The organism is Paenibacillus sp. FSL R5-0473 (assembly GCF_038004565.1).
Taxonomy (GTDB): Bacteria; Bacillota; Bacilli; order Paenibacillales; family Paenibacillaceae; genus Paenibacillus; species Paenibacillus amylolyticus.
In genome coordinates this window covers 1,034,554-1,059,108 of record NZ_JBBORL010000001.1, presented here as the reverse complement: position 1 = coordinate 1,059,108, position 24,555 = coordinate 1,034,554, and the positions used below count along the sequence as shown (strand labels likewise).

At 47.1% G+C, this 24,555-nt stretch carries 23 protein-coding genes and 1 other annotated feature; of the genes, 1 reads left to right on the top strand and 22 read right to left on the bottom strand.

The genetic code is table 11. The features are described from left to right. Nucleotides 1–44: 44 nt before the first annotated feature. The 5 genes from MKY28_RS04555 to MKY28_RS04535 all read right to left on the bottom strand — a co-directional run bounded on the left by MKY28_RS04555 (nucleotide 45) and on the right by MKY28_RS04535 (nucleotide 5,738). A complete protein-coding gene (locus MKY28_RS04555; RefSeq protein ID WP_307416693.1) occupies nucleotides 45–200 on the bottom strand; it encodes a hypothetical protein in 156 nt (51 codons plus the stop codon). Between the two features lie 2 nt (nucleotides 201–202). Beyond that, a complete protein-coding gene (locus tag MKY28_RS04550; RefSeq protein ID WP_340935148.1) occupies nucleotides 203–433 on the bottom strand; it encodes a hypothetical protein in 231 nt (76 codons plus the stop codon). A gap of 1,132 nt (nucleotides 434–1,565) precedes the next feature. Further along, the gene (locus MKY28_RS04545; protein ID WP_340935146.1) at nucleotides 1,566–4,442 is read right to left on the bottom strand and encodes a ComEC/Rec2 family competence protein; all 2,877 of its coding nucleotides are present in this window, start codon (nucleotides 4,440–4,442) and stop codon (nucleotides 1,566–1,568) included. A 102-nt stretch (nucleotides 4,443–4,544) separates the two neighbouring features. Beyond that, the gene (locus tag MKY28_RS04540; protein ID WP_017687196.1) at nucleotides 4,545–5,063 is read right to left on the bottom strand and encodes a deoxycytidylate deaminase; all 519 of its coding nucleotides are present in this window, start codon (nucleotides 5,061–5,063) and stop codon (nucleotides 4,545–4,547) included. A 39-nt stretch (nucleotides 5,064–5,102) separates the two neighbouring features. Continuing rightward, nucleotides 5,103–5,738, bottom strand: coding sequence for a ComEA family DNA-binding protein (locus tag MKY28_RS04535; RefSeq protein ID WP_165789847.1), 636 nt, complete (start codon nucleotides 5,736–5,738; stop codon nucleotides 5,103–5,105). Nucleotides 5,739–5,923: 185 nt separating this feature from the next. On the opposite strand from MKY28_RS04535, the gene comER reads away from it, so the two are divergent. Further along, nucleotides 5,924–6,769, top strand: a complete 846-nt coding sequence (gene comER / locus MKY28_RS04530; RefSeq protein WP_036668550.1) for a late competence protein ComER — start codon at nucleotides 5,924–5,926, stop codon at nucleotides 6,767–6,769. Here the strand turns inward: comER and leuS are convergent. From leuS to spoVAC, 17 genes are all read right to left on the bottom strand, one after another. Continuing rightward, entirely contained in the window at nucleotides 6,750–9,194 is a 2,445-nt protein-coding gene (gene leuS, locus MKY28_RS04525) for a leucine--tRNA ligase (protein ID WP_036668549.1), read from the bottom strand. The genes comER and leuS overlap by 20 nt on opposite strands. Nucleotides 9,195–9,272: 78 nt before the next feature. Continuing rightward, nucleotides 9,273–9,542 (bottom strand) — a binding site (T-box leader). Nucleotides 9,543–9,654: 112 nt separating this feature from the next. Next, nucleotides 9,655–10,611 (bottom strand): phosphotransferase family protein, encoded by a 957-nt coding sequence (locus MKY28_RS04520; RefSeq protein WP_340935140.1) that lies wholly within the window; start codon nucleotides 10,609–10,611, stop codon nucleotides 9,655–9,657. 221 nt (nucleotides 10,612–10,832) lie between these two features. Continuing rightward, entirely contained in the window at nucleotides 10,833–11,603 is a 771-nt protein-coding gene (locus tag MKY28_RS04515; RefSeq protein WP_076254435.1) for a class I SAM-dependent DNA methyltransferase, read from the bottom strand. Between the two features lie 319 nt (nucleotides 11,604–11,922). Then, nucleotides 11,923–12,828 carry a CvfB family protein gene (locus MKY28_RS04510; protein WP_340935138.1) on the bottom strand — a complete coding sequence of 302 codons (906 nt, stop codon included), beginning with the start codon at nucleotides 12,826–12,828 and terminating at the stop codon, nucleotides 11,923–11,925. After that, a complete protein-coding gene (rsfS, locus tag MKY28_RS04505) occupies nucleotides 12,825–13,172 on the bottom strand; it encodes a ribosome silencing factor (protein ID WP_036615136.1) in 348 nt (115 codons plus the stop codon). The genes MKY28_RS04510 and rsfS overlap by 4 nt, the downstream gene beginning before the upstream one ends. A gap of 17 nt (nucleotides 13,173–13,189) precedes the next feature. Beyond that, a complete protein-coding gene (gene yqeK, locus MKY28_RS04500; protein WP_340935136.1) occupies nucleotides 13,190–13,756 on the bottom strand; it encodes a bis(5'-nucleosyl)-tetraphosphatase (symmetrical) YqeK in 567 nt (188 codons plus the stop codon). After that, nucleotides 13,740–14,330, bottom strand: coding sequence for a nicotinate-nucleotide adenylyltransferase (locus tag MKY28_RS04495; RefSeq protein WP_074095918.1), 591 nt, complete (start codon nucleotides 14,328–14,330; stop codon nucleotides 13,740–13,742). The genes yqeK and MKY28_RS04495 overlap by 17 nt, the downstream gene beginning before the upstream one ends. Nucleotides 14,331–14,345: 15 nt before the next feature. Next, nucleotides 14,346–14,639, bottom strand: coding sequence for a ribosome assembly RNA-binding protein YhbY (gene yhbY, locus MKY28_RS04490; protein ID WP_017687186.1), 294 nt, complete (start codon nucleotides 14,637–14,639; stop codon nucleotides 14,346–14,348). A 269-nt stretch (nucleotides 14,640–14,908) separates the two neighbouring features. After that, complete coding sequence (aroE, locus tag MKY28_RS04485; RefSeq protein ID WP_340935134.1) at nucleotides 14,909–15,778, bottom strand: shikimate dehydrogenase; 870 nt, start codon at nucleotides 15,776–15,778, stop codon at nucleotides 14,909–14,911. 42 nt (nucleotides 15,779–15,820) lie between these two features. Next, nucleotides 15,821–16,948 (bottom strand): ribosome biogenesis GTPase YqeH, encoded by a 1,128-nt coding sequence (gene yqeH, locus MKY28_RS04480; RefSeq protein ID WP_017687184.1) that lies wholly within the window; start codon nucleotides 16,946–16,948, stop codon nucleotides 15,821–15,823. Beyond that, nucleotides 16,945–17,472 carry a YqeG family HAD IIIA-type phosphatase gene (locus tag MKY28_RS04475; RefSeq protein WP_036615148.1) on the bottom strand — a complete coding sequence of 176 codons (528 nt, stop codon included), beginning with the start codon at nucleotides 17,470–17,472 and terminating at the stop codon, nucleotides 16,945–16,947. Before MKY28_RS04475 ends, yqeH begins: the two co-directional genes overlap by 4 nt. A 110-nt stretch (nucleotides 17,473–17,582) precedes the next feature. Next, nucleotides 17,583–19,796, bottom strand: a complete 2,214-nt coding sequence (locus tag MKY28_RS04470; protein ID WP_340935132.1) for a DUF4129 domain-containing transglutaminase family protein — start codon at nucleotides 19,794–19,796, stop codon at nucleotides 17,583–17,585. Beyond that, nucleotides 19,793–21,040, bottom strand: coding sequence for a DUF58 domain-containing protein (locus MKY28_RS04465; RefSeq protein WP_445670884.1), 1,248 nt, complete (start codon nucleotides 21,038–21,040; stop codon nucleotides 19,793–19,795). The genes MKY28_RS04470 and MKY28_RS04465 overlap by 4 nt, the downstream gene beginning before the upstream one ends. Nucleotides 21,041–21,043: 3 nt before the next feature. Beyond that, nucleotides 21,044–22,000, bottom strand: coding sequence for an AAA family ATPase (locus MKY28_RS04460; protein ID WP_036615157.1), 957 nt, complete (start codon nucleotides 21,998–22,000; stop codon nucleotides 21,044–21,046). Between the two features lie 208 nt (nucleotides 22,001–22,208). Then, entirely contained in the window at nucleotides 22,209–22,559 is a 351-nt protein-coding gene (spoVAE, locus tag MKY28_RS04455) for a stage V sporulation protein AE (protein WP_036615159.1), read from the bottom strand. A 5-nt stretch (nucleotides 22,560–22,564) separates the two neighbouring features. Beyond that, on the bottom strand, nucleotides 22,565–23,581 hold the full coding sequence (gene spoVAD / locus MKY28_RS04450) for a stage V sporulation protein AD (RefSeq protein WP_036615162.1): 1,017 nt from the start codon (nucleotides 23,579–23,581) through the stop codon (nucleotides 22,565–22,567). Beyond that, the gene (gene spoVAC, locus MKY28_RS04445; RefSeq protein WP_036615164.1) at nucleotides 23,578–24,081 is read right to left on the bottom strand and encodes a stage V sporulation protein AC; all 504 of its coding nucleotides are present in this window, start codon (nucleotides 24,079–24,081) and stop codon (nucleotides 23,578–23,580) included. Before spoVAC ends, spoVAD begins: the two co-directional genes overlap by 4 nt. Between the last annotated feature and the right edge of the window lie 474 nt (nucleotides 24,082–24,555).

Sequence of the window (24,555 nt, the reverse complement as noted above, 5' to 3'; positions counted from 1 at the left end):
TGCTGTAACTTGCAATCAATTGAAGTGATTAATTGGTATATTTATCAGTAAATCGCCATCAGTTTGCCATTGAGAAACCCTAAAGCTCTTATGCCTGCGGAGCTGGCATACACCCAAACCTCGATTTTGCCTTTTGAACTCGTTTCATACGTAATGCTCGATGGATCTCCCCAAGCAAGGCGCACCTGAGTTATGTTCATTCCTAAGCTACTTCTCCAGCAATGATTTTATTCCAAGTGGACTTGGACCAATTGTATTTCTTATACGGATCAGAAGAGAAGAATTGGTTGGAATCGGCAAGCATCTCCGTCACACTGGAAGGTGCACCTCCTGCGTAGGCAGAAACGGTTTTTCCTTTTGCATTACGGAAGATAATAGAGTAACTTCGATCACCGTATTTAACCTTCTCAATTTTGATATCTGATATGGTCACTTTGGTATCTCTAGCCCTTCTTCAAGGCGGGCCTAACTAATATTCGGTAAAAATAACCATAATCCTGCAATAAAATTACTTAACACTAATAAAAACCGCAACTACAACCATATTTTTACACGAAATTAACGAATAACATACAAATACTTCTATTCAATAATCTAAAATGGCATATAAACGTACAACCGCAACAAAATTTCAATTGAATATAGGGTGATTAAATGAATCTAAAAATCTTTTTCAAATACTTCATGGGATTCTTTCTTCTCAGTAGTGCTTTATTCATTGCATTTAATATGATAATAGGGCATAAAAGTTGGGATCAAATTGATCACATACTCAACTTGTTCAGCGCAACTATAATTAGCTTGCCGATTAGTATCTCAAAAGCAAAAGAGTGAGAGTCGTTCCTCCCTAGTCAACTATACTAACTGACAACCAAACTATCCTCATAACGCATAACGATTGAAATGTGTTATTATCATGAAATTCAAAAAAAAGTCGTTCGCAGCGGAACGACTTTTTTCTGTTATTGGTTAACCAAATACTACTTTCTCAATGTCCCTCACTCATCTTTCTCAGCCTGTGTATGCTAAAATATAATAACTCCCTAAGTCTATCAGTTGTTGAATATAGTTATTCAAGATGGAGGTTAATGCTCATAATGACAAACACCCATAGAATCAATAGGCCGCGCGGAAAAATAGTTGCAGCTGTATTAACTGCAGTTCTCATTTCACTTGCAATGGGGATATATCACTATGTCCCTATAGATGAAAGATTAGAGAATACTTACTATTATTCATTCGGCTATAAATTTGCGGTTGGATTATTGATTAACCTCGCTATTTTACTTTTCTTACTTACGCCACTTTCTATATTGGTGGATGGATTACTTTTATACAGAAAAAAAGATAGTACGTATAAAAGATTGCTCGTTGCAATCGTTGCATATGGTCTATTAGGCTTCATAGGTGGGATCATCTACTCGATATTTACACGTAACTTCAGTACTTTTTCTGCTCAAACTATCCACATTATTGTATGTTCTCTTGTCTTTTTAACCTTCCAGTTGGTATTAAATCGGAGTTTTCTTCACTCATCTTCATACCGATAAATAGATTGCCTGCCTTCACTCAACTCCAAACAACTTGTACCGGATATCAATCTTCCCATCTTTCACCCTCATCTGAACCTCTCCCATCTGATCTGTCCGATAAATATCTGACCCGGTAGCCTCCAGACGTTCCATCACTCCCGGATTGGGATGCCCATATGTATTGTTAACTCCTGCAGATATCACAGCGGTTTTGGCGTTCCAGTATTGGAGCCAGGCTTCAGTGGACGACGTTTTACTACCATGATGAGCGACCTTTAGAACGTCAATGGATACAGACGCCGCCGCTGAAGCATCTTTTGAATCAACCTGCAACGGGCGTGTAAGTATCCTTTGAACAACTCCCTCTGTAACTCCAATATCTGCACCTTTCTGTTCAAACTGGGCAGCCAACGAGCCATCCTGAATCATATAGAGCAGGTCCTGCTCGGCTGCTGCATCCATATCTCCGGTGAACAACATGGAAGCCCCGGCCATTTCCAGCAAAAAGACAACCGAATCATGATTCTGGTGTTCAGATACAGGCAAATTGCCTGATTCAATTACATCCATATGTGCCAGATCCGGAGCTATAAAATGTAAAATTGTCTCCTTATCAGCCTTATAGGACATACCCTGCCGAATGGCGTATAGAGGGATTTTCCGTTCCATGGCTGTATTCAGTAACTTATCAAAGTTATCCTTACCGCTGGTCGTTCCATTAAACATGAAACGTTTAACCGGAATCTGTTCCAGCACAGCCTGTAGTCCTCCGGCATGATCCTGATCGGCATGCGTTACAATTACAGCGTCCAGTTGATGGATACCTCTTTTTTTCAATAGAGGAACAACGACCTTGGCTCCCACCTCATACGGATCACGTCTTGTTTTCCACGATTGTTCGGTGTTCCCAAAACTAACCGTTCCCCCGCCATCCACCAGAATGTGTTTGCCTTCCGGGGTTGTAATCAATGTGCTGTCCCCTTGTCCAATATCCAAAAACTGCACGATGCCGGTTCCAGCAGGCTTGGGAGTCTGATATGCCCACCATAATCCAGCAATAAAGCTGATAGCGAGCAACCCGCACAACCATTGCTGAGTTTTACTCATTCGTTCACTTGAATAATAACCTGCACCTCGTGCGGTAAATGCACTTGTATACTCCGGCCAGGCAATACTGGCTCCTAATGTCGTTAATGAAGATTCTTTTCCATCTACGCGGCGGTTCTTACCTTGATCCTGTAACACGGTAGACATCGAAGAGCGAATGCCCATATTCGCCATTGAAACTGAAGGTTGTCGCCTCACAAGAGGTGCCGTCTCTTCCTCAATAAACGTTGTTTCTCGCTGCTCACCATTGCCACGATGCAACAGGTAGAGTAAGGCATACAACACAGCATAATATGCGGAAATCCATAACAAGGGGGGTGTTGCCCAGATCAACACAAAACCTGGCAGGCTGTTCATCCACTCCACGCTTACAAACGTCAGTTGATTCAGTTGCATCGCAATCCATGCGAGAGGTTTCGCCAAGGGAACCCATATGAATGACAATAACATGGCGACCGTCCCCAGAGGTAATACAATCGCACTGATCAAAGAAACCAGCAGAAAGTTAGCTACAAATGAGAGTAGTGAGAACTGGTTGAAATACAAAATGGTTACTGGGAACGAAATCAGCTGAGCGGTCACGGTAACGGATGCCGTTGCAGCCAGAGATTTCGGCCAGCCGCTGAACAGCCGGTTAATTAATGGCATGTAGATCATCAAACCTGCGGTCACTAGAAAGGATAACTGGAAGCTCACGCTTAGCAAAAAGTACGGGTCCCACCACATCATCAGCAACGCTGCTGCACTGATCATCTGAAGACCGTCTCTGGCGAGACCACGACGTGCCATATACAACCCAATCATGGACATAATTCCTGCCCGAATCACTGAAGGTGAACCTCCGGATAACAGTACATAAGCTGGCACCAGGATCAGAACAATCGTGAGTGCCGTCTCTCTGGTAAGCCTTAGCCAAGATAGAATGAGAAGCAACGACGCAACATATACAGCGACATGAGTTCCGGAGATTGCCAGGATATGCGTTAGACCCAGTTGTGAAAAATGACCATAGGTTCCAGGATCGATATCAGTAGCCATCCCGATAATAAGCCCCTTCATATATCCTGCATGAGGCTCTGCAAATAACTGCTCAACCGCCGAGCCCAACTTATGCCTCGTCCAATCCGTCCACCTTAGTATGTTATATTGTCCAAGTCCCTCAGGAGCAACTGCTGTTACCGAACTGGCTCCCTTCACTTTGAACAACCAGTGGATATGCAGGGTGCGCAAGTAACTGCGATAATCAAACCCGCCAAAGTTCCTGGCTTCACCAGGAAGGACAAAAGAACCATTAAGCGTAATCAAATCGCCCCTCTTCCAGCCAGCTGCTACCTGTTGTTCTTCTTCCTCCAACAGTCTGACTTGTACCATCAATTGTTCATCTATTTTGAACGCAGATGATGCTACAAGATCTGTATCTGCTAACGAATCCAATGTTGGCAATATTGAAGACATCTGAATCTTAAAGTCAGCCCGATCTCCATCAATACGTACATCTGACACCAGCTCACCCTGAATTTCAGCTGACCATCCGTCCAACTCGTGAGTAGCGATATGCATGGTCTCCGGCAGACTGCTATGATTGCGTGTGTCATTCCACTCCCAATGTGCAGCACCTCCAATAAAGGCAGCGAGTAAAAATAAAACAGACCATCCACGTACATCCATAAAACGAAGCAAAAGTGGCAGACATGCCAGAGCTCCAATTAACCCCCAGATTAACGTCCAGCCTGTTAACGCGCATGCTATCCCGCTCCCGCACAACCAACAAATCGTAAAACTTAATAACGGTCTGCCTTTCATTTCTCCCCCTCCTTCATTTCACCCGTTGAACGCAGAAAAACCCCCGGAAAGCCAATTCAGGCTTGCCGGAGGTTCTCCCTCACATATTCGACCATATTCACATTAATTGCTCACAGTCATCATCGTTTCCCGCGGGGGCTGGTAATTCTCCAACCTGCGGAACGTTATGCCCTTCTGTTCCATCATATTGGTAACCTTGCCGGTATCTTTAGGATAAGAACGATGAAACACGATTTCTGTAATCCCGCTATTCGCCAGCATATTGGCACATGTCCAGCACGGTTCGTCGGTCACATACACGGACGAGCCTTCGCGGTCGATTCGATCTGTGAATAAAAGCAAATTTTGCTCCGCATGAATTGTGCGAATGCATCGTTGCTTTTTCACCATTTCTTCTTGCCCATCGGTCACGACCAACTCATACTCTTCCGATATCATGCAACCTGCTTCAGAACAATCCGGGACGCCGGTGGGCGCACCATTATAGGCTGTTCCCAGCAGTTTCTTTCCCTGAACAAGAACGGCACCCACATGACGGCGCGAACAGCGGGAACGGGTGGAAACCATATACGCGATGTCCATAAAATACGTATCCCAGTCCTTGCGTACCTCTGTACTCATGCTGCTTTCCTCCCGCTTAATACAATTTATATTTTAATTTTACCGGATCTGCACATACGGCGCCATCTTCTCCAGCATCTTCATCCCGATTCCTTTGACCTTTGTCAGATCACTGACTTTTGCAAAAGGACCATGTGCATTCCGATAGTCCACAATAGCTTGAGCTTTCTTCTCCCCAATTCCGGGAAGCTCGATAAGCTTGGAGACAGGAGCGGTATTCACATCAATCTTGCCATTGTCGCTAGCTTCCTCACGAACTACAGGTGGATTACTGCTTGATGCCGTCTCGGAGGTAACCGAAGGATCAGAATTCGTCCCCTGTGTAACTGGTTCAATCGAATTTGAGGTGTCCGGTGGATTATTATTCGTCTGACTTGTAGTTTGAACAACTGAATCACCTTCAACCCTAACGCTCACAAGCTCTTTAGACTCTTCTGCCTTAGCCTCATTCCCAGTCTGCATCCCACTTGCATCCGCTCCCGAAGATACTCCTGTATTGCCCTGAACCGAAGTAGCCGACTGTACAGCAGGGAGTTCCTGCTCTATCGTCGGCTTCTCGGTGCCGAGCTGCAAGGGTTCCCAGCCACTAGGTGGTTGTTCACTTTTGCCCGACCATAATATAAGTATACTTCCAACCACCGCAGCAGCAATGGTCATCCCTTTGTTCCATCTCATTCTTCCACACCTCTCCCTGAATTCAAAATCATTCATTTCGAACACGGGCGGTGCTTCCGAACCGTTGAACTTTCCTGATGAAACAAGTTGTGCATTTTTCATGTCATGTGAAACAGGTCCTCACGCATAGAATAGAGGGAATGAACTGCGCCAGTACCGTAAAGCATGAAAGGAGGCCTGAAACAATGAAGGTTGGATTTATCGGAACCGGCAGCATGGGCAGCCTGCTAATCTATGCCCTGATCCAATCGGGTGCACTTGAGCCCCGGCAGATCGCGGCCAGCAATCGAACCCCGTCCAAAGTACGTCAGTTATCCCTCCGTTACCCCGGTCTGCATGAATCCCAGAGCAATCGGGAAACGGTGATCCGAAGTAATATCATCTTCCTGTGCGTGAAGCCGCTTGAATTCAAACATGTTATTGACGACATCCTGCCTGTCGTGAATCCCAATCATATAATTGTCTCGATCACCAGTCCCGTGCAGCTGCGACATCTGGAATCTTCACTTCCTTGCAAAGTCTCCAAGGTAATTCCCAGCGTCACACACCAAGTCGGCAGTGGAGCATCCCTCTGCATACATGGCGAACGAATGACCAGTGAAGACCGCGCTGTGTTGGAAAGTCTTCTCAGTCATATAGGCAGGCCGTACCAAGTGGATGAAGCCTGTACACGAATTACATCCGACTTCTCCAGCTGCGGACCTGCATTCATATCGTTCTTTTTGGAACAGTGGATCGAAAGTGCAGTGAAGCTGACTGGCATCAAAAGGGCAGATGCCTGCGCTCTGGCTGGCGAAATGCTCCTGGGAACAGGCAAGCTGCTCACCGAAGGAGGATACACCCCGCAAGAGCTTCAGGCTCGTGTCGCTGTACCTGGCGGTATTACCGCTCAGGCACTCGCACTGCTGAAGGTTAGTCTTGACGGCGTTTTCGACAACCTGATCCACACGACACATGACAAATATGATGAAGATTTGTTAAAGCTGGATGAACTATTCCGAGCCGGTGAGATTAACCGGCAACAATATTAACGAGTTTGCCTGGAACGGCAATGACCTTACGAATGGTCTTGCCTTCCAGCGCCTGCTTAACAGGTGCCAGCTCCATCGTAAAGTCCTGCATACCCTGTGCATCCAGATCCTTCGCGATTGTAGCACGAGTTACAATTTTACCATTTACCTGAACAACGATTTCTACTTCCGCATCCACTGTCATGGACTCATCATATTCAGGCCAAGCCACGTAAGAGATTCCACCTTCATGACCCAAACGGCTCCACAGTTCCTCTGCCATATGTGGTGCCAGTGGTGACAACAGCTGCACAAATTTCTCCATCGCTTCACGAGGCAGTGTGTCCGCTTTGTATGCATCGTTGATGAAAATCATCAGCTGGCTGATGGATGTGTTGAAGCGCAGATGTTCCAGATCTTCCGTAACCTTTTTAATCGTTTTGTGGGCAGTCCGTTTGAACTCATCCGTTCCACCGTCCACCGTAATCTTGTCATTGATGGCTCCTGTGTCTTCGTTAATGAAGAGACGCCATACACGTGACAGGAAGCGGTGCATGCCTTCAACCCCGTTTGCATTCCACGGTTTTGTCGCTTCCAATGGTCCCATGAACATCTCGTACAGACGCAATGTATCTGCACCGAATTCATTCACGATTTCATCCGGGTTAATGACATTACCACGAGATTTACTCATTTTCTCATTATTGGTACCCAGGATCATACCTTGGTTGACCAGTTTGTGGAAAGGCTCTTTGGTCTCCACAACACCCAGATCATACAGCACTTTGTGCCAGAAACGAGCGTACAGCAAGTGAAGTACGGCGTGCTCTGCTCCGCCAATGTACAGATCAACTGGCAGCCACTGCTGCTGTTTCTCCTTGGAGATCAGTTCCTTGTCATTGCGCGGATCGATAAAGCGCAGGTAATACCAGCAGCTACCCGCCCATTGTGGCATGGTATTGGTCTCGCGACGTGCCTTCATTCCCGTTTCCGGATCTACCGTATTCACCCACTCCGTAACATTCGCCAGTGGTGATTCTCCTGTACCCGAAGGTTTGATCTGGTCGATATCAGGCAGCAGCAGTGGAAGTTGATCCTCAGGTACTGTCTTCATCGTTCCGTCTTCCAGATGCAGAATCGGGATTGGCTCACCCCAGTAACGCTGACGGCTGAACAGCCAATCGCGCAGACGATAGGTCACTTTCCCTTGTCCTTTACCGTTCTCTTCCAACCAAGCAATCATCTTGGCAACCGCTTCTTCATTATTCAGTCCGTTCAAGAAATCGGAATTCACATGTGCGCCATCACCCGAATATGCCTCTTGTGTAACGTCTCCACCTTGAATAACCTCGATGATATCCAGACCGAACTGCTTCGCAAATTCCCAGTCACGCGCATCATGACCCGGAACTGCCATAACCGCACCTGTGCCGTAACCTGCAAGAACGTAATCAGCAATCCAGATCGGCAGTTTTGCACCATTAACAGGGTTGATTGCATAAGCGCCAGTGAATACACCTGTTTTGTCTTTGGCCAAATCTGTACGTTCCAGATCACTCTTACGAGAAGCCTGCTCCTGATAAGCCTGAATAGCTTCACGTTGGTCATCGGTTGTAATTGCTTCTACCAATTCATGTTCTGGAGCAAGTACTGCAAAGCTCGCACCGAACAATGTGTCCGCACGGGTAGTGAACACCTTGATAACTTCCTCGCGACCCTCAATGGCAAATACAACTTCCGCACCTGTTGATTTACCGATCCAGTTGCGCTGCATATCCTTGATGCTTTCAGACCAATCCAGCTCTTCCAGGTCTTCCAACAGACGCTCTGCATACTCGGTAATTCTCAGAACCCATTGACGCATCGGTTTGCGTACAACCGGATGTCCACCACGTTCACTCTTGCCATCAATAACCTCTTCATTAGCAAGTACCGTTCCAAGGGCTTCACACCAGTTAACTGCAACTTCATCCACATAAGCCAAGCCTTTATTGTACAGCTGAATAAAGATCCATTGTGTCCATTTATAGTATTCAGGGTCCGTTGTGCTGATCTCACGATCCCAGTCATAGGAGAAACCAAGCGATTTGATCTGGCGACGGAAATTGTCAATATTACGGAATGTAATATCTCGTGGATGTTCACCTGTATCCAGTGCATGCTGCTCAGCAGGCAGACCGAAAGCATCCCAACCCATTGGGTGCAATACGTTGTAACCGCGCATACGTTTGTAACGGGAAACGATATCCGTTGCCGTATATCCTTCCGGGTGACCTACGTGCAGACCTGAACCGGATGGATAAGGGAACATATCCAGTGCATAAAATTTCGGTTTAGCAGGGTCCTCACCCGTTTTAAACGTTTTATTTGCATCCCAATATTGCTGCCAACTTTTTTCCATGACTTGTGGCTGATAGCCGTGTTTCGGCTGGTTATTCTCACTCATCTATTGTTCCTCCTTCAGGTTATTCACTTTAGCTTTAATTGCAACAAAAAAACCTCAGCATCCCGTAGCGTTTGCAGCGCTAGGGACGAGAGGTTGAATTCCCGTGGTACCACCCTAGTTAGTGGACGAACGTGCTTCGTCATCCACTCCCTTTGGACCTGTAACGGCGGTTAACCGATGCGGATTTCCATTCCTGAACCCAAGCTTTATACAAGCAGGTTAAACAGAATGGTGTAATCACCGCATTTCTCCAAGGCGAGTTCGCAAATCACTGTCAACCGGCTTGCACCAACCGCCGGCTCTCTGTTATGTACAGGAATTACTACTGATCCTTATCATCGAAATATGTATACAATATCGGGACCATTATATAAAAAAGCAAGCCCAAAGTCAATATTACACGTTATAATGACCCTTTTAAGTCATACGGTTCGTACCGTTCAATAATACTCGTTGCTGTTCAGGATAACCGAAAACGCTCAATGCCTTCCTCCAGATTATGAATGGTCCAATTCACATGTTCCTGATTATCATATTGACGATAAGCGCACTCAATGCGCAGCACCAGATCAAAGTACAAGTCATAGAGACTTCTTCTTTTCAGTTCACTTTCAGTCGTAATCTCATGCCCATACCCTTTCACAAAACCAGGCGTATAGTTAAAATGACTGAAATAATGCTCCATCAGAGTATCTGCCCACAGTGAACGTTCAAAATCAATAATCGCTGTGATTCGACCCGCGTCCACTAGTACATTGCCATCCCACAGATCCCAACTGATAAGCACAGGTTCTTTGACATCGTCCAGCACATCCGATTTTTCTTCAATCAGGCGTCTCAATTCAGGGTAATCGATCGAAAATGTAATCCCGGCTTCTTCCCCGTCGGTAAGAATGTCATCCATCAGATTCATAAATGCATCTTTCCATGTGGAATATCGCTGTTTTTGCTCCGAGAAATATCCAAACTGCTCGCCCTTGATTTCATTAATTCGACGATTGTACCGACCGAGCTGGTGTTCAATGGCCTCCTGTTCTTCCGCAGAATATTGATCCTTGACCTGATTATAGGGCGCTCCAGACATGTACTCCATGATAAAATAACGCGCTGAAGCCATAGTTAACGAATCATCATAAGCCAACACTTGGGGTACGGGAACATCCTGTAGCTCCGTGATGAGGCGTAGTGCCTCAACCTCAGCAATCATGAGATCCTGTTCACAACGCATCAGATTTGTCGAAGCCGACGGTGCAATTTTCAGTACCACTCGCTGTTCGTCACTCAGTGTGATGAGATATGCATGATTGGCCCAGCCATCCACCATTTCCTTGTAGTCCTCTATACTTGCAGAGAAATGCTGCTCTATTATTGCATTCAACTGTTCTGACGAAAGTCTTGTTTTATATGTACTTTCCATTTTTACACCTCACATTGACAATTGATTTATCTTCTCAGAAAACGCTTTCTATCCGACTATTATCGCCTCCTTTACTTTAACTGGCAATACTTTTTGTCACGTGATTATGTCTTTTCTTGCATTCCTTTAGCCTATTTAAGACTATTGCTATTCATTCTCCATAAAAAATCAAACAAAAAACTGCCCTTATGGACCATAAGGACAGTTCTCATTATTCACTCTTACTTCACAGCAACGTAGAACAAGCGCTGTGCGCTGTCTCCAGCTTCTTTCCATTCAAAATCCGCATATACCTTCACGTCTCTAAAACCTGCCTTGGACAACTCAAGCTTCATCCAGTCCGGGTTATATGCACGCTGGACATGAACTTCTTCAAACCGCTGATACATATCCTTGCTACCATCATCCACACGCGAAAAAATACTGAGATGATGTTCGATCTCACAGCGATCCTGATCCAGATCACATGTCCAAATATACGACACGGAGCGCTCATCCAGTACAAAAGGCTGCTCCTCATCATAACGAATAAGGGTATTGGGATGATGCACATCAAACAGGAACGTTCCATCAGGCTTCAGCATCTCGTATGTCCGCTGGAATGTTCGAACGACATCTTCTTGTTCAAGCAGGTAATTGACGCAATCACAGAAAGATATCACCGAATCCACAGGTTCCGGAACTCGCCATTCCCGCATATCCTGCTGCACCCAACGGACACTGCCCTCGCGATACAAGCGATGACCCTGAGGCGTAGCCTCCATCTTGCTGCGCGCAACCGACAGCATATCTGATGAGAGGTCAATGCCTGTAACTTCGAAACCGGAGTTCACGAGCGGGATCGTAATGGAGCCCGTTCCACAGCCAAGTTCAGCGACACTTTTGGGCATTCCATGCTTTTCCCATGCTGTTCTTGCAAACCTTATCCAGTCCGGATAAGGCATATCTTCCATTAATTCATCATACACATAGGCAAATTTCCGGTAAGACATGTCAGGCACCGCACTTTCAATTTCATTTTCGAATTGATCTATATAAGTTGAACCAAAGAATATTTACACTGGACACTCCAATGACAGAACAACCTTCCGATCGCTGTTATCCCCAGATTTTTTTTATTCCTTTTATAAAGGTTTAAATCCGGGGATAAAGGCGAACGCTCCGCTTCTTCAGGTTCTTTCTGTCCTCTCCGTTTCGTGTAAATGTTTAGTTCAATTTATATAACAAAAGAAAAAGCAGGGGCATCCGGTGTTTACCCAGCCTATCCCTGCCTTATCCGAGTTCCATATTACAACTATTTAATCAGGAAGATTACTTGTTTTCACTTTGATCCGCAGGAGCAGATTCGGACAGATACGTCCAGCTTTCCTTTTGGACCACCAGTCCGTCCTTCATCAATTTGCCCAAGGCACGCTTGAAGGCAGACTTACTGATGCCAAAGCGTTGCTTGATGATATCCGGCGGAGTTGCATCCGAGTATGGCATGCCACCCATAGGGCGTTCTTTCATAAAGGCGAGCAGCTTGTCTGCATCTTCGTTACGTCCAACTTGTTTGAGTTGAGTCATCGCCAGATTCACACGTCCGTCTTCACGTACCAGTGTCACCCGACATTTCACTTTTTCACCAAGACGCAGCATATGACTACGTTCGGATGAATGAATCATACCAATTGCGCCAAAGCCCAGTACACCGCCCTCTACAAGTACAAAAGTACCCATCTGCAGTGGTTTGTATACCGTCGCTTCAACCCACTCGTTTAACCATGAAGTTGGCGCATGGAAAGACAATGGTGAAAGCTCACGTTCCCCGGCCAATTTGGCACGCAGACGTCCCTGCTTGTCATGTTCCATGATTACAAAGACTTCATCCCCCACTTGAGGACGCAATTCTTCCAGTTCAGGCAATTCACGAATAGGAAGTAGCAATTGCCGTCCAAGGCCCATTTCCAGGAAACAGCCCAGTCGTGGGTGAACATCTGCCACAACCAGTCGTGCCATTTCGCCTAGCATGAGATAAGGCTTTTTCATCGTTACGGCCAGACGATCTTCTGTATCAAAGAATACAAATACCTCAAGCGTCTCACCAATTTTAATATCCCGTGTTAACTCGGTGTAGTGAAGCAGTACATCTTCCGATCCTGTCGTCAAAAAGAAGCCAAACGGAGACACTTCACGTGAAACCGCCAAAGAGACGACTGTTCCAGCAATCAAACTCATACAGTTTCCACCACTTTGGCATCAGACCATAGTCGTTCAATGTTGTAGTATTCGCGCTCGTCACGGTGGAAGATATGAACAACAACATCGCCCATGTCCATCAATACCCAACGTGCGGAATCCATACCTTCGATACCTTTGATCGTCGCTCCGGCTGCATGAGCCTGTTTGCGAATTTCAGTGGCAATGGCTTGTACCTGTGTATCGGAATTCCCGTGACAAATAACAAAATAATCTGCCACCAGGGAAACATTAATCAGATCCAACGCTACAATGTTGGATGCCTTTTTGTCGTCAGCGGCAGCAACCGCCATATTCATAAGTTCTTTCGATGATACTGTCATGAACCAACCTCCATAATCTATAATTGTGCAATTAAGTCATTCCGCGACAGCATGGTCAAAGGATAAATGACACGTCGTTGCGAGATCAGCAAGCTGATCGTCGAATCGAATCCGGCAATTAAACCTTCCTCCAGACTACGTTCAGCCTGTTCGCGAATGTGATCCACTCCCGGGAAATCTCGTCCCGGTTCAATGTAATCGGCAAGACATACCACTTTGTCCAGCAAGCTCATGCCTACCCGACCCGAGGTATGCCACCGGATGGCATTAATAACTTCGGAATCTTCCACACCGTGATCACGCATGGCTACAAAAGCACCGACTTCGGAATGCCAGAGTTGCTTGTCATGCTGCAGAAGTTCCTGGTTTAATCCGTTATCACGAATGACCGCTTCCATCTCCGCTACGGGCCAGTACTTCGCCACATCATGCAATATCGCTGCCAGATCTGCTTTCACAGGATCAGCACCGTATTTTTCAGCCAACATCACTGACGATTCCATTACACCCAGTGTATGCTTCCAGCGTTTTTCCGGCATTTGTCCGGATACGGCTTGAATCAGTTCATCACGGCTTAGTGCCATATAAACCGCTCCTTACAATGTATTGGTGCACTTCATCAGGAATCATGAAGCGTACCGAATGACCTTTGGCCAGACGTCTGCGTACGGCTGTCGATGAAATATCGACCAAGGGCATCTCGGCCAGCAGGACCCGATCCTGTAACTCGTCTGGTAAATCATCCAGATGTAACTGGAAGCCCGGCCGACCAACTCCGATAAAGGTTAAGCGTTCTGCAAGCTCTTCAATCTGCTCCCATTTGGGGAGATAGTTCACCATATCCGCCCCGATAATGAAATAAAATTCATGTTCAGGATGGCGACGCCACAGTTCCTTCATCGTATCGATGGTATAAGACACTCCGCCCAATTCCATCTCGATACCCAGCACCTCATATTGCTGCACACCCTTCACAGCCGCTTCCGTCATATCGAGACGTTGCTGTCCCGAAGCTCCGGCTCCGCGTTTGTGAGGTGGAACATGGGAAGGCATGAACCAGATCTCATCCAGTGCATGTGAATCCCTTGCCGCTTCAGCTGCCAGGAGGTGTCCCATGTGGATCGGATCAAACGTACCACCCATGATGCCGATCTTCACCTGCGTCACGCTCCCTTATCTAGGTAGTTCGATTTGTTTGTTATCGCGAGATTCTTTGTACAAGATGATTGTGTTACCGATGAGTTGTACAAGCTCACTTCCCGTTTCACGGGCAACTTCTTCTGCCATCTCTTTTCTGTCCTCGTCATTGTTGTTCAACACTTGCACTTTCATCAATTCGCGCTTCTCAATCGCATCTTCGATGTGACGGAACAGGTGCTCGTTGGTTCCACCTTTACCAATCTGAAATACAGGGGTCAGGTGATGTGCCTGTGACCGCAAAAAGCGCTTTTGTTTACCGTTTAACATGAATACTCCATACTCCTTATGTTGAGCAGGCCCTGATCGACAGCGCAAAAACTGTCCGGACCTGACCATTCAATTATTATTTTTCAATGGTAAAAATGATCACTGAGTACACAAGGTGACTCCGAGTGCAGTACCATCTTCCGATCGCTGTTATCCCCAGATTTTTCTGATTCCTTTTCACAAAGGGAAAATCCGGTGATAAATGCGACCACTTCGTTTCTTCAGATTGGTTCTGCACTCGTCGTCTGCCTGTACTCTTAATATCATTTTCACACTTCAAAACTGTTTAGTACCGCTCGTCTCATTGTCTCCACAGGAGCGGGAATGCCGAGCCAATGTTCAAAGGCTACAGCGCCCTGATATACAAACATACCCAGACCACCGTGCACTGTGCATCCACGTAACCGCGACTCCCGAAGCAGGCGAGTTTCCAGCGGATTATAGATCAGATCACTCACAGCTGCGCCTTCACGAATTAGTGCGGGATCAACCGGCACGTCATCAACATGCGGGTGCATTCCGGCAGCCGTTGTGTTAATCACGATATCAGCCGTAGCCAGTACCGTTGTAGCGTCTTCCATGCCACTGCCCGAGATTTCTCCCAAGCCATGGCCTCGTAAATCCGAAGCAAGTGCAATAGCTCTGTCCGCTGTACGGTTCAGAATGTGGATGCGTTCAGGCTTCTCCAATGCAAGTGCATATATGACACCTCTCGCTGCTCCACCTGCTCCCAGTACAGCAATACGTTTACCCGCAAGCTCAGGCACAGCCTCTTCCTTCAGCGATCGGACATAACCAATACCATCCGTATTGTACCCTGTCAGTGTTCCACCTTCATTAACGATGGTATTCACCGCACCAATCAGGCGAGCACTTTCATCGATCACATCCAGATACTGCATCACCTGCTCTTTGTGCGGGATGGTGACATTGACACCACGATAGCCCAGTGCCACAATTCCCCGAACTGCCGCTTCCAGTTGATCCGGATGAACATGCAGTGGCATATACATTCCATTCACTTCTGCAGCCTTCAGAGCCGCATTGTGCATTGCCGGAGACTTGGAGTGAGCAATAGGATCACCCATAACACCAAGCAACACTGGAAGTGAAGAGTTGAATTCGTTCTGCTCAGACATAGGTCCGCCTCCGATCCATCTGATGTACAGCTTCTGAGATTACTAGATCAAGGATGGGCGGATCTGTACACGAATGCCTTTTGGAGCATGAACAGCAACAAGCGCTCCAATATCGCCATTAACCTTAATCCAACCCAGACCCGAGATGAATACATCCGATTGACTGCCGCGTTTGATGCGGAATTCATGTCTGGTCCATTCAGCCATCTCTGCTGCATCCTCACGGGTTGGTGGAGACAACAATTCTCCCAAGTGGTCGCGGTACAGGTCATCTGCACGCTCCAGCTTCGTCCGGTGAATATCTAGCGCAGTGCTGATAAAACAAGTGAACGACTGGCGATCACCTTCGACAAAGTCAAATCGAGCCATGCCGCCAAAGAACAGCGTCTGACCGGAATTCAACTGATACACAGCCGGTTTAAGCGGTTTTTCCGGCATGATGGCAGCGAGATCCTTACGTGAAACAATCTCGCTGAAACGCCATGGATACACGATTCCAGGCGTATCAATAATATATTTTCCATCATCCAGCGGAATGTTCACCATATCCAGCGTTGTTCCCGGATAACGGGATGTGGTCAGTTCCTGCTCCAGATCACTGTAATCACGAATCAGACGGTTAATCAGTGTGGATTTGCCCACATTGGTACCGCCAACCACGTACACGTCACGATCTTCGCGATAGGTTCCCACAAGCTCAAGCAGTCGGTCGAAGCCCTGGTTTTGCTTTGCACTGCACAAGACTACATCGACGGTACGCAAACCTTGTTCTTTGGCTTGCTTCTGTACCCAGTTGCGAACCTTGTTCCAGTTGGTTACTTTCGGAAGCAAGTCCGTTTTGTTCACAGCAAGCAATACCGGATTATTGCCTACAAAACGTTGCAGACCGGAGATAATACTGCCATCAAAGTCAAACAAATCAACGATATGGATGACAAGTGCATCCTTATCCCCGATTTTGCTAAGCAGCGCCAGGAATTCGTCCTGATCTACCGTAACGGATGATGACTCATTGTAGTTTTTGATGCGGAAACAGCGCTGGCATATAACCGGTTCACGATCCAGTGCCTTCTCTGGGATAAACCCTGGTAATTCCGAATTTTCTGTTTGCAGATGCACGCCGCATCCGCTGCACCTTACGGCAAGATTGCCGTTATGCGGTTCTGTCATTTCTTCTTTTCCTCCTCAAGCCATAAGCCTTTCCTGCGTAAACTCGTTAGAGCAATCCGTTCCACGCGTCGATTGAAGCGGGTCATAAAACCTTCGTCCCCAATGGAGATTGGCAGTACCAGAACGGTATATAACCCCATTCGGTTCCCTCCATAAACGTCCGTAAGCATCTGATCACCTACTACAATCGTGTTTTCAGGAGATAACTCCATCATTTTCATTGCTCTACGAAACGGTACATTCGATGGTTTGCGTGCACTATGCACAAACTGGATATCCAGCGGGGTCGCAAACAGGGATACACGATTCAAATTGTTATTGGACACAATCATCAGCTTGAAACCTGCCTCTTTCACACGTGCAAACCATTCAATCAGTTCGGGCGTAGCGTCAGGGGCTTTGGCTCCAACGAGTGTGTTATCCAGATCAGTTATAATTCCACGGTAGCCTTGAGCGTACAGCTCTTCCAGATTAATGTCAAAAACCGTGTCTACACGCAGCTTGGGCATTAACATTTTAAACAAAGAAGTCACCTCAGTTTCATACGACACACTATATCACAAATCCGTCTTTCCTGAAAATGCATACAGCGCCTGATGGCATAGGAAAAAAGGAAAAACGGGACGGGCAACAACTATGCCCGTTCCGCTTTCAGTTCCTTCCGCAGCTTCAAGGCGGTCTGATAGACGCCCTTCCAGTCGTCGGCAGTTACGGACGCCGGACTGTAACGAGTCTGTTCAAACTTCGTGAGAAGCTCATAAAATGTTGCTTCTGCAGCAGGTTTTGCCTGGCTCCAGCGGGCTACCGATTCACGAAGTGTCTCGTCTCCGCTCCGGGTCAACCCTTTGCGTTTCACATACTGAATCCAACGCTCGGTCTCTGCCACTACCTTCTGTTCAGGGGTGAGCGGTCCACCTGTCCGTAGACGAAGCAGGAAGAATCGCATGGAGAAACGATTACGCCAGAACATGTATGCTACCCACAATACTATAATGGCTCCTGCAGCCCAGATAACAAAAGTTGGGATGGCAGACGAAGTCTGCTCAGGTGCAGGGGTCTGCTCTTCCTCTTGTACCGGCTCCTCTTCTGGCTCTTCTTCAGGCTCATCTACAGGTTGTACATCAGGCTGTTCCGTCAGCAGCGGCATATCAAAGCCCGGCGTTGCTTCAACAGGAATCCAGCCATACTCACCAAAATAAACCTCTGCCCAGGAGTGTGCATCTGCATTGGTAACGGTGTAGGTCGTCTCAATCTCCGCACCAGGTTGACGTGGGGCCTGCATGTCCGAATTCAGGGACAATTGTCCAGGCGCATAACCTTTAACCCACCTTGCAGGAATGCCCTCCGAGCGCGCCATCATCACCAGCGCAGTGGAGAAATAGTCACAGTAGCCTTCCATAATATCAAACAGGAAACCTTCCACAAAGTCGCTGCTTACTTTTCGAGATAAATCCGGATTGTTTGTGTATTCAAAATTAGTTTGTAAATAGTTTTGCAGTAATGCCACTTTTTCATACGGAGTATTCGCAGATGCCGTTATCTCGGCTGCCAGATTCGACACCCGGTCAGGGAAACGGGATGGTAACTGCAAGTACATATCATCTGCCGGATTACTGTTATACAGATCTTCAAATGACTTCGTACGAAGCTCATCTTCCACAATCACAGGGGCTTCCGATACGATAGTATACGTCTTGGGATACTGTGGTTGCTGACGGTCTGTCACCACGTGCAGTTCAGCCTGTTCAGCATTCCACAACATCCGTTCCGTTCTGTCCTCACCATTAATTGAGCTCACTTCCGAGATCGAATAAGCACCAAAGAGAATCGGATAGACATTATCATTCAGCATCGTTACATTCTGAGTCACTTGTTTGGTATTCACATTACCGGATTCTTGGTTCTCCAGAGGCTGTCCGGCTTGAACATTCTCTGTCGTACCCCGTCCACGGTCATCCCAACCTGTGCCTGTATACTCTGCACGTGTCTCACCGCGCCAGTAACTACGCTCATTGGTCGTGACAGACATGACAGGGGTATAGTCGAAGTTGAATCCTCCACCAAGCTGATTGTCTTCCCTGCTGTATCCCGATTCGGTAGCCGCGGGAATATCAAGGTTTCCGTTACCAGCCTGACTTGTGGAAGTTCCGGTATAGTTACGCCACGCCGTATATGGGTCCGTCAAGGTGGGTGGAATCTCAGGCATATTAACGCTGGCTACAATAATCAAAGAAAAGATAATGGCAATATTGGCCAGGACTTTATAAGGATACCGGATGATTCGTTTCCAACCTTGTGGATACTGTAGCTGATAGTTACGGAAATGCTGGCATACGAGCCATCCCATCCCCGCAAACATCACCCACGCGATTTCAATCCAGAGTGGAATCTGGGTGAAAGAATCGAGAATCCCCATCGAAATGATGTTAACACCCAGAAAAACAAGAATGCGACGTGTTGTGGTCACGAGTCGAAGCGCAGCTTCAAGCATCACCCATGCACACAGGGAGAACCAGATGTACGGCGTCATGTGTAATATGAATTGCTCCGCTCGGTCCGTTAAAGAGCCATAAGGGATGTATACCGTATAATCAATCAGCGTTTTATGCAAAATGTAACCAACAACGACCGCCTTGATGATCGCCCGATAGATCGTTTTGAAGGGCAGAATGACCTCCAGCACACTGACCGCTGCAAGTGTCCATAACACCAGAGAAGTTGTCTCCGTGTACCACGATTCCTGCGTAAATGAAATCCACTGCATTCCAATCAGGAAAATCCAGAGCAATGATGCTGCATGGTACCAGGATCGTTTGCCTGCAATACTTTCATTTCCTTTTGTACTCATACAGAACCTCCCCCCATCACCGTTGGAAGCTCCTGCAAGTGAGAAACAGTGAATGACCTCGTGCCTCTTCCACGCAACATGGCATTCCACTCGGCACTCCGGCGGGATTCACTGGTATCGATCAGAATATGACATGGCGTCATGCCCCGCGTATCGGCCCAGCGCAACAGTTCCATTATTTTTTCATCCTTCTGGGGAGAAATCACAACAAAGTAAGCTCCCTGAGGCAGTTGACGTGCGATTCTTTCCACGCCGGGCAACAAATGGGTATCCTGACCGTTATATTGAATATCCACCAGATGATGCATCATCTTCTGTCGTTCCATCAGACTTTCACTGGGGGCCATGAAGGATGTCTGGTCTGACAATGTCAACAACCCCATCCCCATTCGTTCCCTGACACCATACTCCAGCAGAGAGGCAGCCGTGGAAACGGCAATTTCAAATGCATCCCCATGTTCATAACTTGATGCCAGCGCATCCAGAACCAGAATGGTTTTGGGCACAGACTCATGTTCAAACTCCTTGGACTTCCAGTTCCCTGTCTTTGCCGTTGCATTCCAGTGAATACGGGAAAGTCGATCTCCGTATACGTAGTCACGTACACCATTGATCTGAGTGGTCTCTCTCCTTGAGCGGGTTAACGCCGTCTGAGGACCGGATAACCGTGATTTGCGGTCGTAAAGCTGCCAATATGGAATAAATACCGTTCTTGGCAGTACGCGAAACTCACCTTTGGCCTTAAACTTTCCTCGATGTTCAATCAGTCCGAATATGTCCTCGCTAACACATTCCGTTTCTGAAAAAACATACTTCCCCCGCTCAAGTGGCGGTGTCTGGAATGACAGCTGGCCATTACCTCGCATATTGGGAATCAAACTTTCCTTGAACGACCACGATTCTCCGTTATGCCGATGCAGCATTTCACGCACAACAACATAGGGAAGCGGGAGGAATCCCGGAATCGTCAGACTCAGCTGTACTTGAACCTGGTCACCCGCATGCAGCAATTCTTCGTGGTCTGGACCAGAAGATAACCTACGAACTCCTTGAGCACGTCTTACCCCGCTAAATCCAGCAATGGCAAGGTACACACAGAGCAGGGTCACCATCGACAGCAGCATAAGGGATGTCTTCCCGCCCTGAAACAAAACATAAGCCAGACAGCACATCCACACCATTGCGATGCTCCATACGCGTGGGTGGCGTAACCCTCTATTGACTGTTCTCAAAAGCGGCTTCATGAACTATTGCCCCATGGAGACGGGCACACGTACTTGCTGGAGTACGGCATTCAAAACGGCCTCGGAACTCATACTGTCCAGTCTCGATTCGGGACGAAGCACAATACGATGAGAGATCACATAAGGGGCCATCGTTTTCACATCATCCGGAAGCACATAATCACGTTCCTGCAAGAAAGCAAAGGCTTTTACGGCCATCATGAACGATATGGCTGCCCGTGGGCTGGCACCCAGTAATACAGATGGGTGGGAGCGGGTTTGACGAACAACATCAAGCAGATAGTCCATGACCGGATCACCGATAAAGACCTCTTTAATTTCCTGCTGAATTGCCGAGATCTGGTCCATATGAGTCACGGATTCAAGGCGATCTACAGGCTGACCGAGCTGATGCTGTTTCAATAGGATTTTCTCAATTTCCTTATCGGGATAACCCAGACTTATTTTCAACATAAACCGGTCGAGTTGTGCTTCCGGCAACGTATACGTACCTTCAAAATCAATCGGATTCTGAGTTGCACAGAGCATGAATGGATGTGGCAGATCATACGTATCGCCATCAACGGTTACGCTGCGCTCCTCCATCACTTCGAGCAGAGCCGATTGGGTTTTTGTTGTGGCCCGGTTAATCTCATCAGCCAGCAAAATGTTGGTCATCACAGGACCTGGTCGGAAATAAAAACGCTCATCCTTCGGATGGAACACAGATACGCCCGTAATATCACTAGGTAAAATATCAGGATTACATTGAATACGCCGGTACTCACCACGCATGGATTTCGATAACGCCTTGATTAACTGCGTTTTGCCAGTTCCCGGTACGTCTTCAATCAGAACGTGCCCGCCTGCAAGCAAAGCTGTAAGTAAAAGTTGAATTTCAAAGGATTTCCCCATAATACAGGATTCCAGATTAGAACGAACTGCGGATATGATTTGGATCGACTCTTTGCGCACAGGCATGTGGTCTAACCTCCTAAAAAAGCATACAGATTTCCTTTTATTGTACATGATCCAGAGTCACGAGTACACTCGAAGGAACTCACAATTTGTTTCCAGCCCGTCAGATTCACCGCAGTTCACGCATGAATACGACAAAAAAGGCCCGGATAAAAGTTATCCGAAGCCTCTGTTGAATCGCAATATGTTCAAGGAGATTTCTCATTCTATGTTAGCCTTTTGGTCTAACCACCAATGCCGCGAGAAAAGAAAAGATGATCGCTGACGATATTCCCGCCGCAGTCAGATCGAAAATCCCTGTAATCACACCCAGCCATCCCTCTTTTTCCAATTCCGTCAATGCCCCGTGCACCAAGGAATTACCGAAACTTGTGATGGGGATAGTAGCACCCGCACCTGCAAATTTAACCAAGGGGTCATACACGCCAAATGCATCCGCAAGCGCACCTGTCACAACAAGTGTACTCATGGTATGAGCTGGGGTCAGTTTAACCCCATCCATTAGAAGCTGTCCGATAACACAGATTAAACCGCCAACAATAAATGCCCACAAGAACTGCATTACCTTTATCCCTCCTTTTCTATGGCTACGGCATGTGCAATACAAGGAATACTTTCACCCTGCTGGTACGAAATCGGAGATAACAGCGCCCCCGTAGCAACGACGAGCACCCGTTTAAGATCACCCTTCTGCATCCGGTTCAAAATGTGACCATAGGTGACGGTGGCAGAACATCCGCAGCCACTTCCCCCGGCAACCACATAAGGCTGTTTCTCCCGATCATAGATCATCAGGCCGCAGTCATTAAAAACCGTCTGTTCCATGGGAATGCCTTCTTTTTGCAAAAGCTCTTTCGTAATTGGCAGACCGACGGAAGCCAGATCCCCGGTCACAATGAGATCATAATAGCCGGGTTCCAATCCCGTATCCCTGAAATGAGAGATTATAGTGTCGGCTGCTGCTGGCGCCATGGCTGAACCCATATTAAAGGGATCTTTGATGCCCAAATCCATAATGCGTCCAATGGTGGCTTTGGTAACAACGGGACCATCACCCGTACGGGAGACCACACCACACCCTGCTCCTGTGACGGTATATTGCGCATAAGGCGGCTTTTGGGAGCCATACTCCGTCGGATACCGAAATTGTTTCTCCACCGTACAGTTGTGGCTCACCGTTCCTGCAAGGACATAATCGCCAGCTCCGGAGTCAACGATCATGGACGCTAACGCTAACGTTTCCATGGAAGTAGAACAGGCTCCAAAGACACCCAAGTAAGGCACACCCAGTTTTCGCGCTGAAAACGAACTGCTGATAATCTGGTTCATCAGATCTCCACCAACAAAAAATTGAAGCTCTTCCTTGGTGATATTTGCATTTATCAAAGCCAGTTGGGAGGCCTGTTCGAGCAGTTTACGTTCTCCCTTTTCCCACGTTTTCTCGCCGATCTCGAGGTTGTCGTAGACATAATCGAAATCAGATGACAATGGACCCTCGCCTTCTTCTGGTCCTACAACTGCGGATTTACCGATGATCCGCGGACGATTCTCAAACTGCCATGTCTGGCGACCCAATCGTTTCACAGGTGCCCACCTCCAAATCCCAAAAAGGCATAAACGATCCCTACGACAAATGCTGCCACGACACCAAACACAATAACGGAACCAGCAAGTTTAAACATGTTGGCCCCTACACCGAGCACCAGTCCTTCAGCCCGATGTTCCAGTGCAGCAGAACACATGGAATTGGCAAATCCGGTAACCGGCACAGCCGTTCCCGCTCCTGCCCATTGAGCCATTTTATCGTAAACGCCGAGACACGTTAGAATAACCGATATGAGAATCATGACCGCTACCGTAGGACTGGAAGCTTCCTTCGATGTCATGTCGAAACCGGCCATAAAAGCCTCTTGAATGGCCTGTCCAATCAAACAGACGGTACCCCCAACCAGAAATGCTTTGAGGCAATTTTTCAGGATTGGACGAGGCGGCTCATGTTTTTTTGCGACTTTTTTGTACTCCTTTTCATCCATGGACAGGGACGATGATTTTTTTTCGCTTCCGGATGCAGATTGAGCTGGCAAGATACAAGACCTCCTCTATGTGAAAATGGTTCAAAGCTACGGCTGAATGCCAATGTGTGTAATCCTATATTCATTGTTTGTTAATAATCGGAAGGTTATGTATCCGGCGACAGACAGCATATGTTTCCAACAAGATCATGTTGTGAAAGCAAGATGGGAATACGCCGGATCTGAGGACTTTTAGAGACGTCTATAAATAAAGAAGAACAATCACGAGCAAGATAAAAAGAACGATAAACAGTACTTTTTCCGTGCCCTCTTCTGGAGGCTTCATTGGATATTTAGCTCCTTCCTGTAAACAGACAAACAAATATTGAAATAAAGAACTTCACAAAATGATGACATCTCCTCCATATATTCATATTCATTGAAGTGGCATCAGGACTGCGACTACAGCGGATAGAGTCATGAAACTTGGACACGGTAAGCGCCCAAAATATGCCTTAAATACGTGACATAAACATGGACAATCAC

What these genes read in the sequence shown, in the direction of transcription:
- MKY28_RS04555 (WP_307416693.1), bottom strand. Translation starts at nt 200, where the DNA reads ATGAACATAACTCAGGTGCGCCTTGCTTGGGGAGATCCATCGAGCATT.
- MKY28_RS04545 (WP_340935146.1), bottom strand. Translation starts at nt 4,442, where the DNA reads ATGAAAGGCAGACCGTTATTAAGTTTTACGATTTGTTGGTTGTGCGGG.
- MKY28_RS04540 (WP_017687196.1), bottom strand. Translation starts at nt 5,063, where the DNA reads ATGAGTACAGAGGTACGCAAGGACTGGGATACGTATTTTATGGACATC.
- MKY28_RS04535 (WP_165789847.1), bottom strand. Translation starts at nt 5,738, where the DNA reads ATGAGATGGAACAAAGGGATGACCATTGCTGCTGCGGTGGTTGGAAGT.
- comER (WP_036668550.1), top strand. Translation starts at nt 5,924, where the DNA reads ATGAAGGTTGGATTTATCGGAACCGGCAGCATGGGCAGCCTGCTAATC.
- leuS (WP_036668549.1), bottom strand. Translation starts at nt 9,194, where the DNA reads ATGAGTGAGAATAACCAGCCGAAACACGGCTATCAGCCACAAGTCATG.
- MKY28_RS04520 (WP_340935140.1), bottom strand. Translation starts at nt 10,611, where the DNA reads ATGGAAAGTACATATAAAACAAGACTTTCGTCAGAACAGTTGAATGCA.
- MKY28_RS04515 (WP_076254435.1), bottom strand. Translation starts at nt 11,603, where the DNA reads ATGTCTTACCGGAAATTTGCCTATGTGTATGATGAATTAATGGAAGAT.
- MKY28_RS04510 (WP_340935138.1), bottom strand. Translation starts at nt 12,828, where the DNA reads ATGAGTTTGATTGCTGGAACAGTCGTCTCTTTGGCGGTTTCACGTGAA.
- rsfS (WP_036615136.1), bottom strand. Translation starts at nt 13,172, where the DNA reads ATGACAGTATCATCGAAAGAACTTATGAATATGGCGGTTGCTGCCGCT.
- yqeK (WP_340935136.1), bottom strand. Translation starts at nt 13,756, where the DNA reads ATGGCACTAAGCCGTGATGAACTGATTCAAGCCGTATCCGGACAAATG.
- yhbY (WP_017687186.1), bottom strand. Translation starts at nt 14,639, where the DNA reads ATGTTAAACGGTAAACAAAAGCGCTTTTTGCGGTCACAGGCACATCAC.
- aroE (WP_340935134.1), bottom strand. Translation starts at nt 15,778, where the DNA reads ATGTCTGAGCAGAACGAATTCAACTCTTCACTTCCAGTGTTGCTTGGT.
- yqeH (WP_017687184.1), bottom strand. Translation starts at nt 16,948, where the DNA reads ATGACAGAACCGCATAACGGCAATCTTGCCGTAAGGTGCAGCGGATGC.
- MKY28_RS04470 (WP_340935132.1), bottom strand. Translation starts at nt 19,796, where the DNA reads ATGAGTACAAAAGGAAATGAAAGTATTGCAGGCAAACGATCCTGGTAC.
- MKY28_RS04465 (WP_445670884.1), bottom strand. Translation starts at nt 21,040, where the DNA reads ATGAAGCCGCTTTTGAGAACAGTCAATAGAGGGTTACGCCACCCACGC.
- MKY28_RS04460 (WP_036615157.1), bottom strand. Translation starts at nt 22,000, where the DNA reads ATGCCTGTGCGCAAAGAGTCGATCCAAATCATATCCGCAGTTCGTTCT.
- spoVAE (WP_036615159.1), bottom strand. Translation starts at nt 22,559, where the DNA reads ATGCAGTTCTTGTGGGCATTTATTGTTGGCGGTTTAATCTGTGTTATC.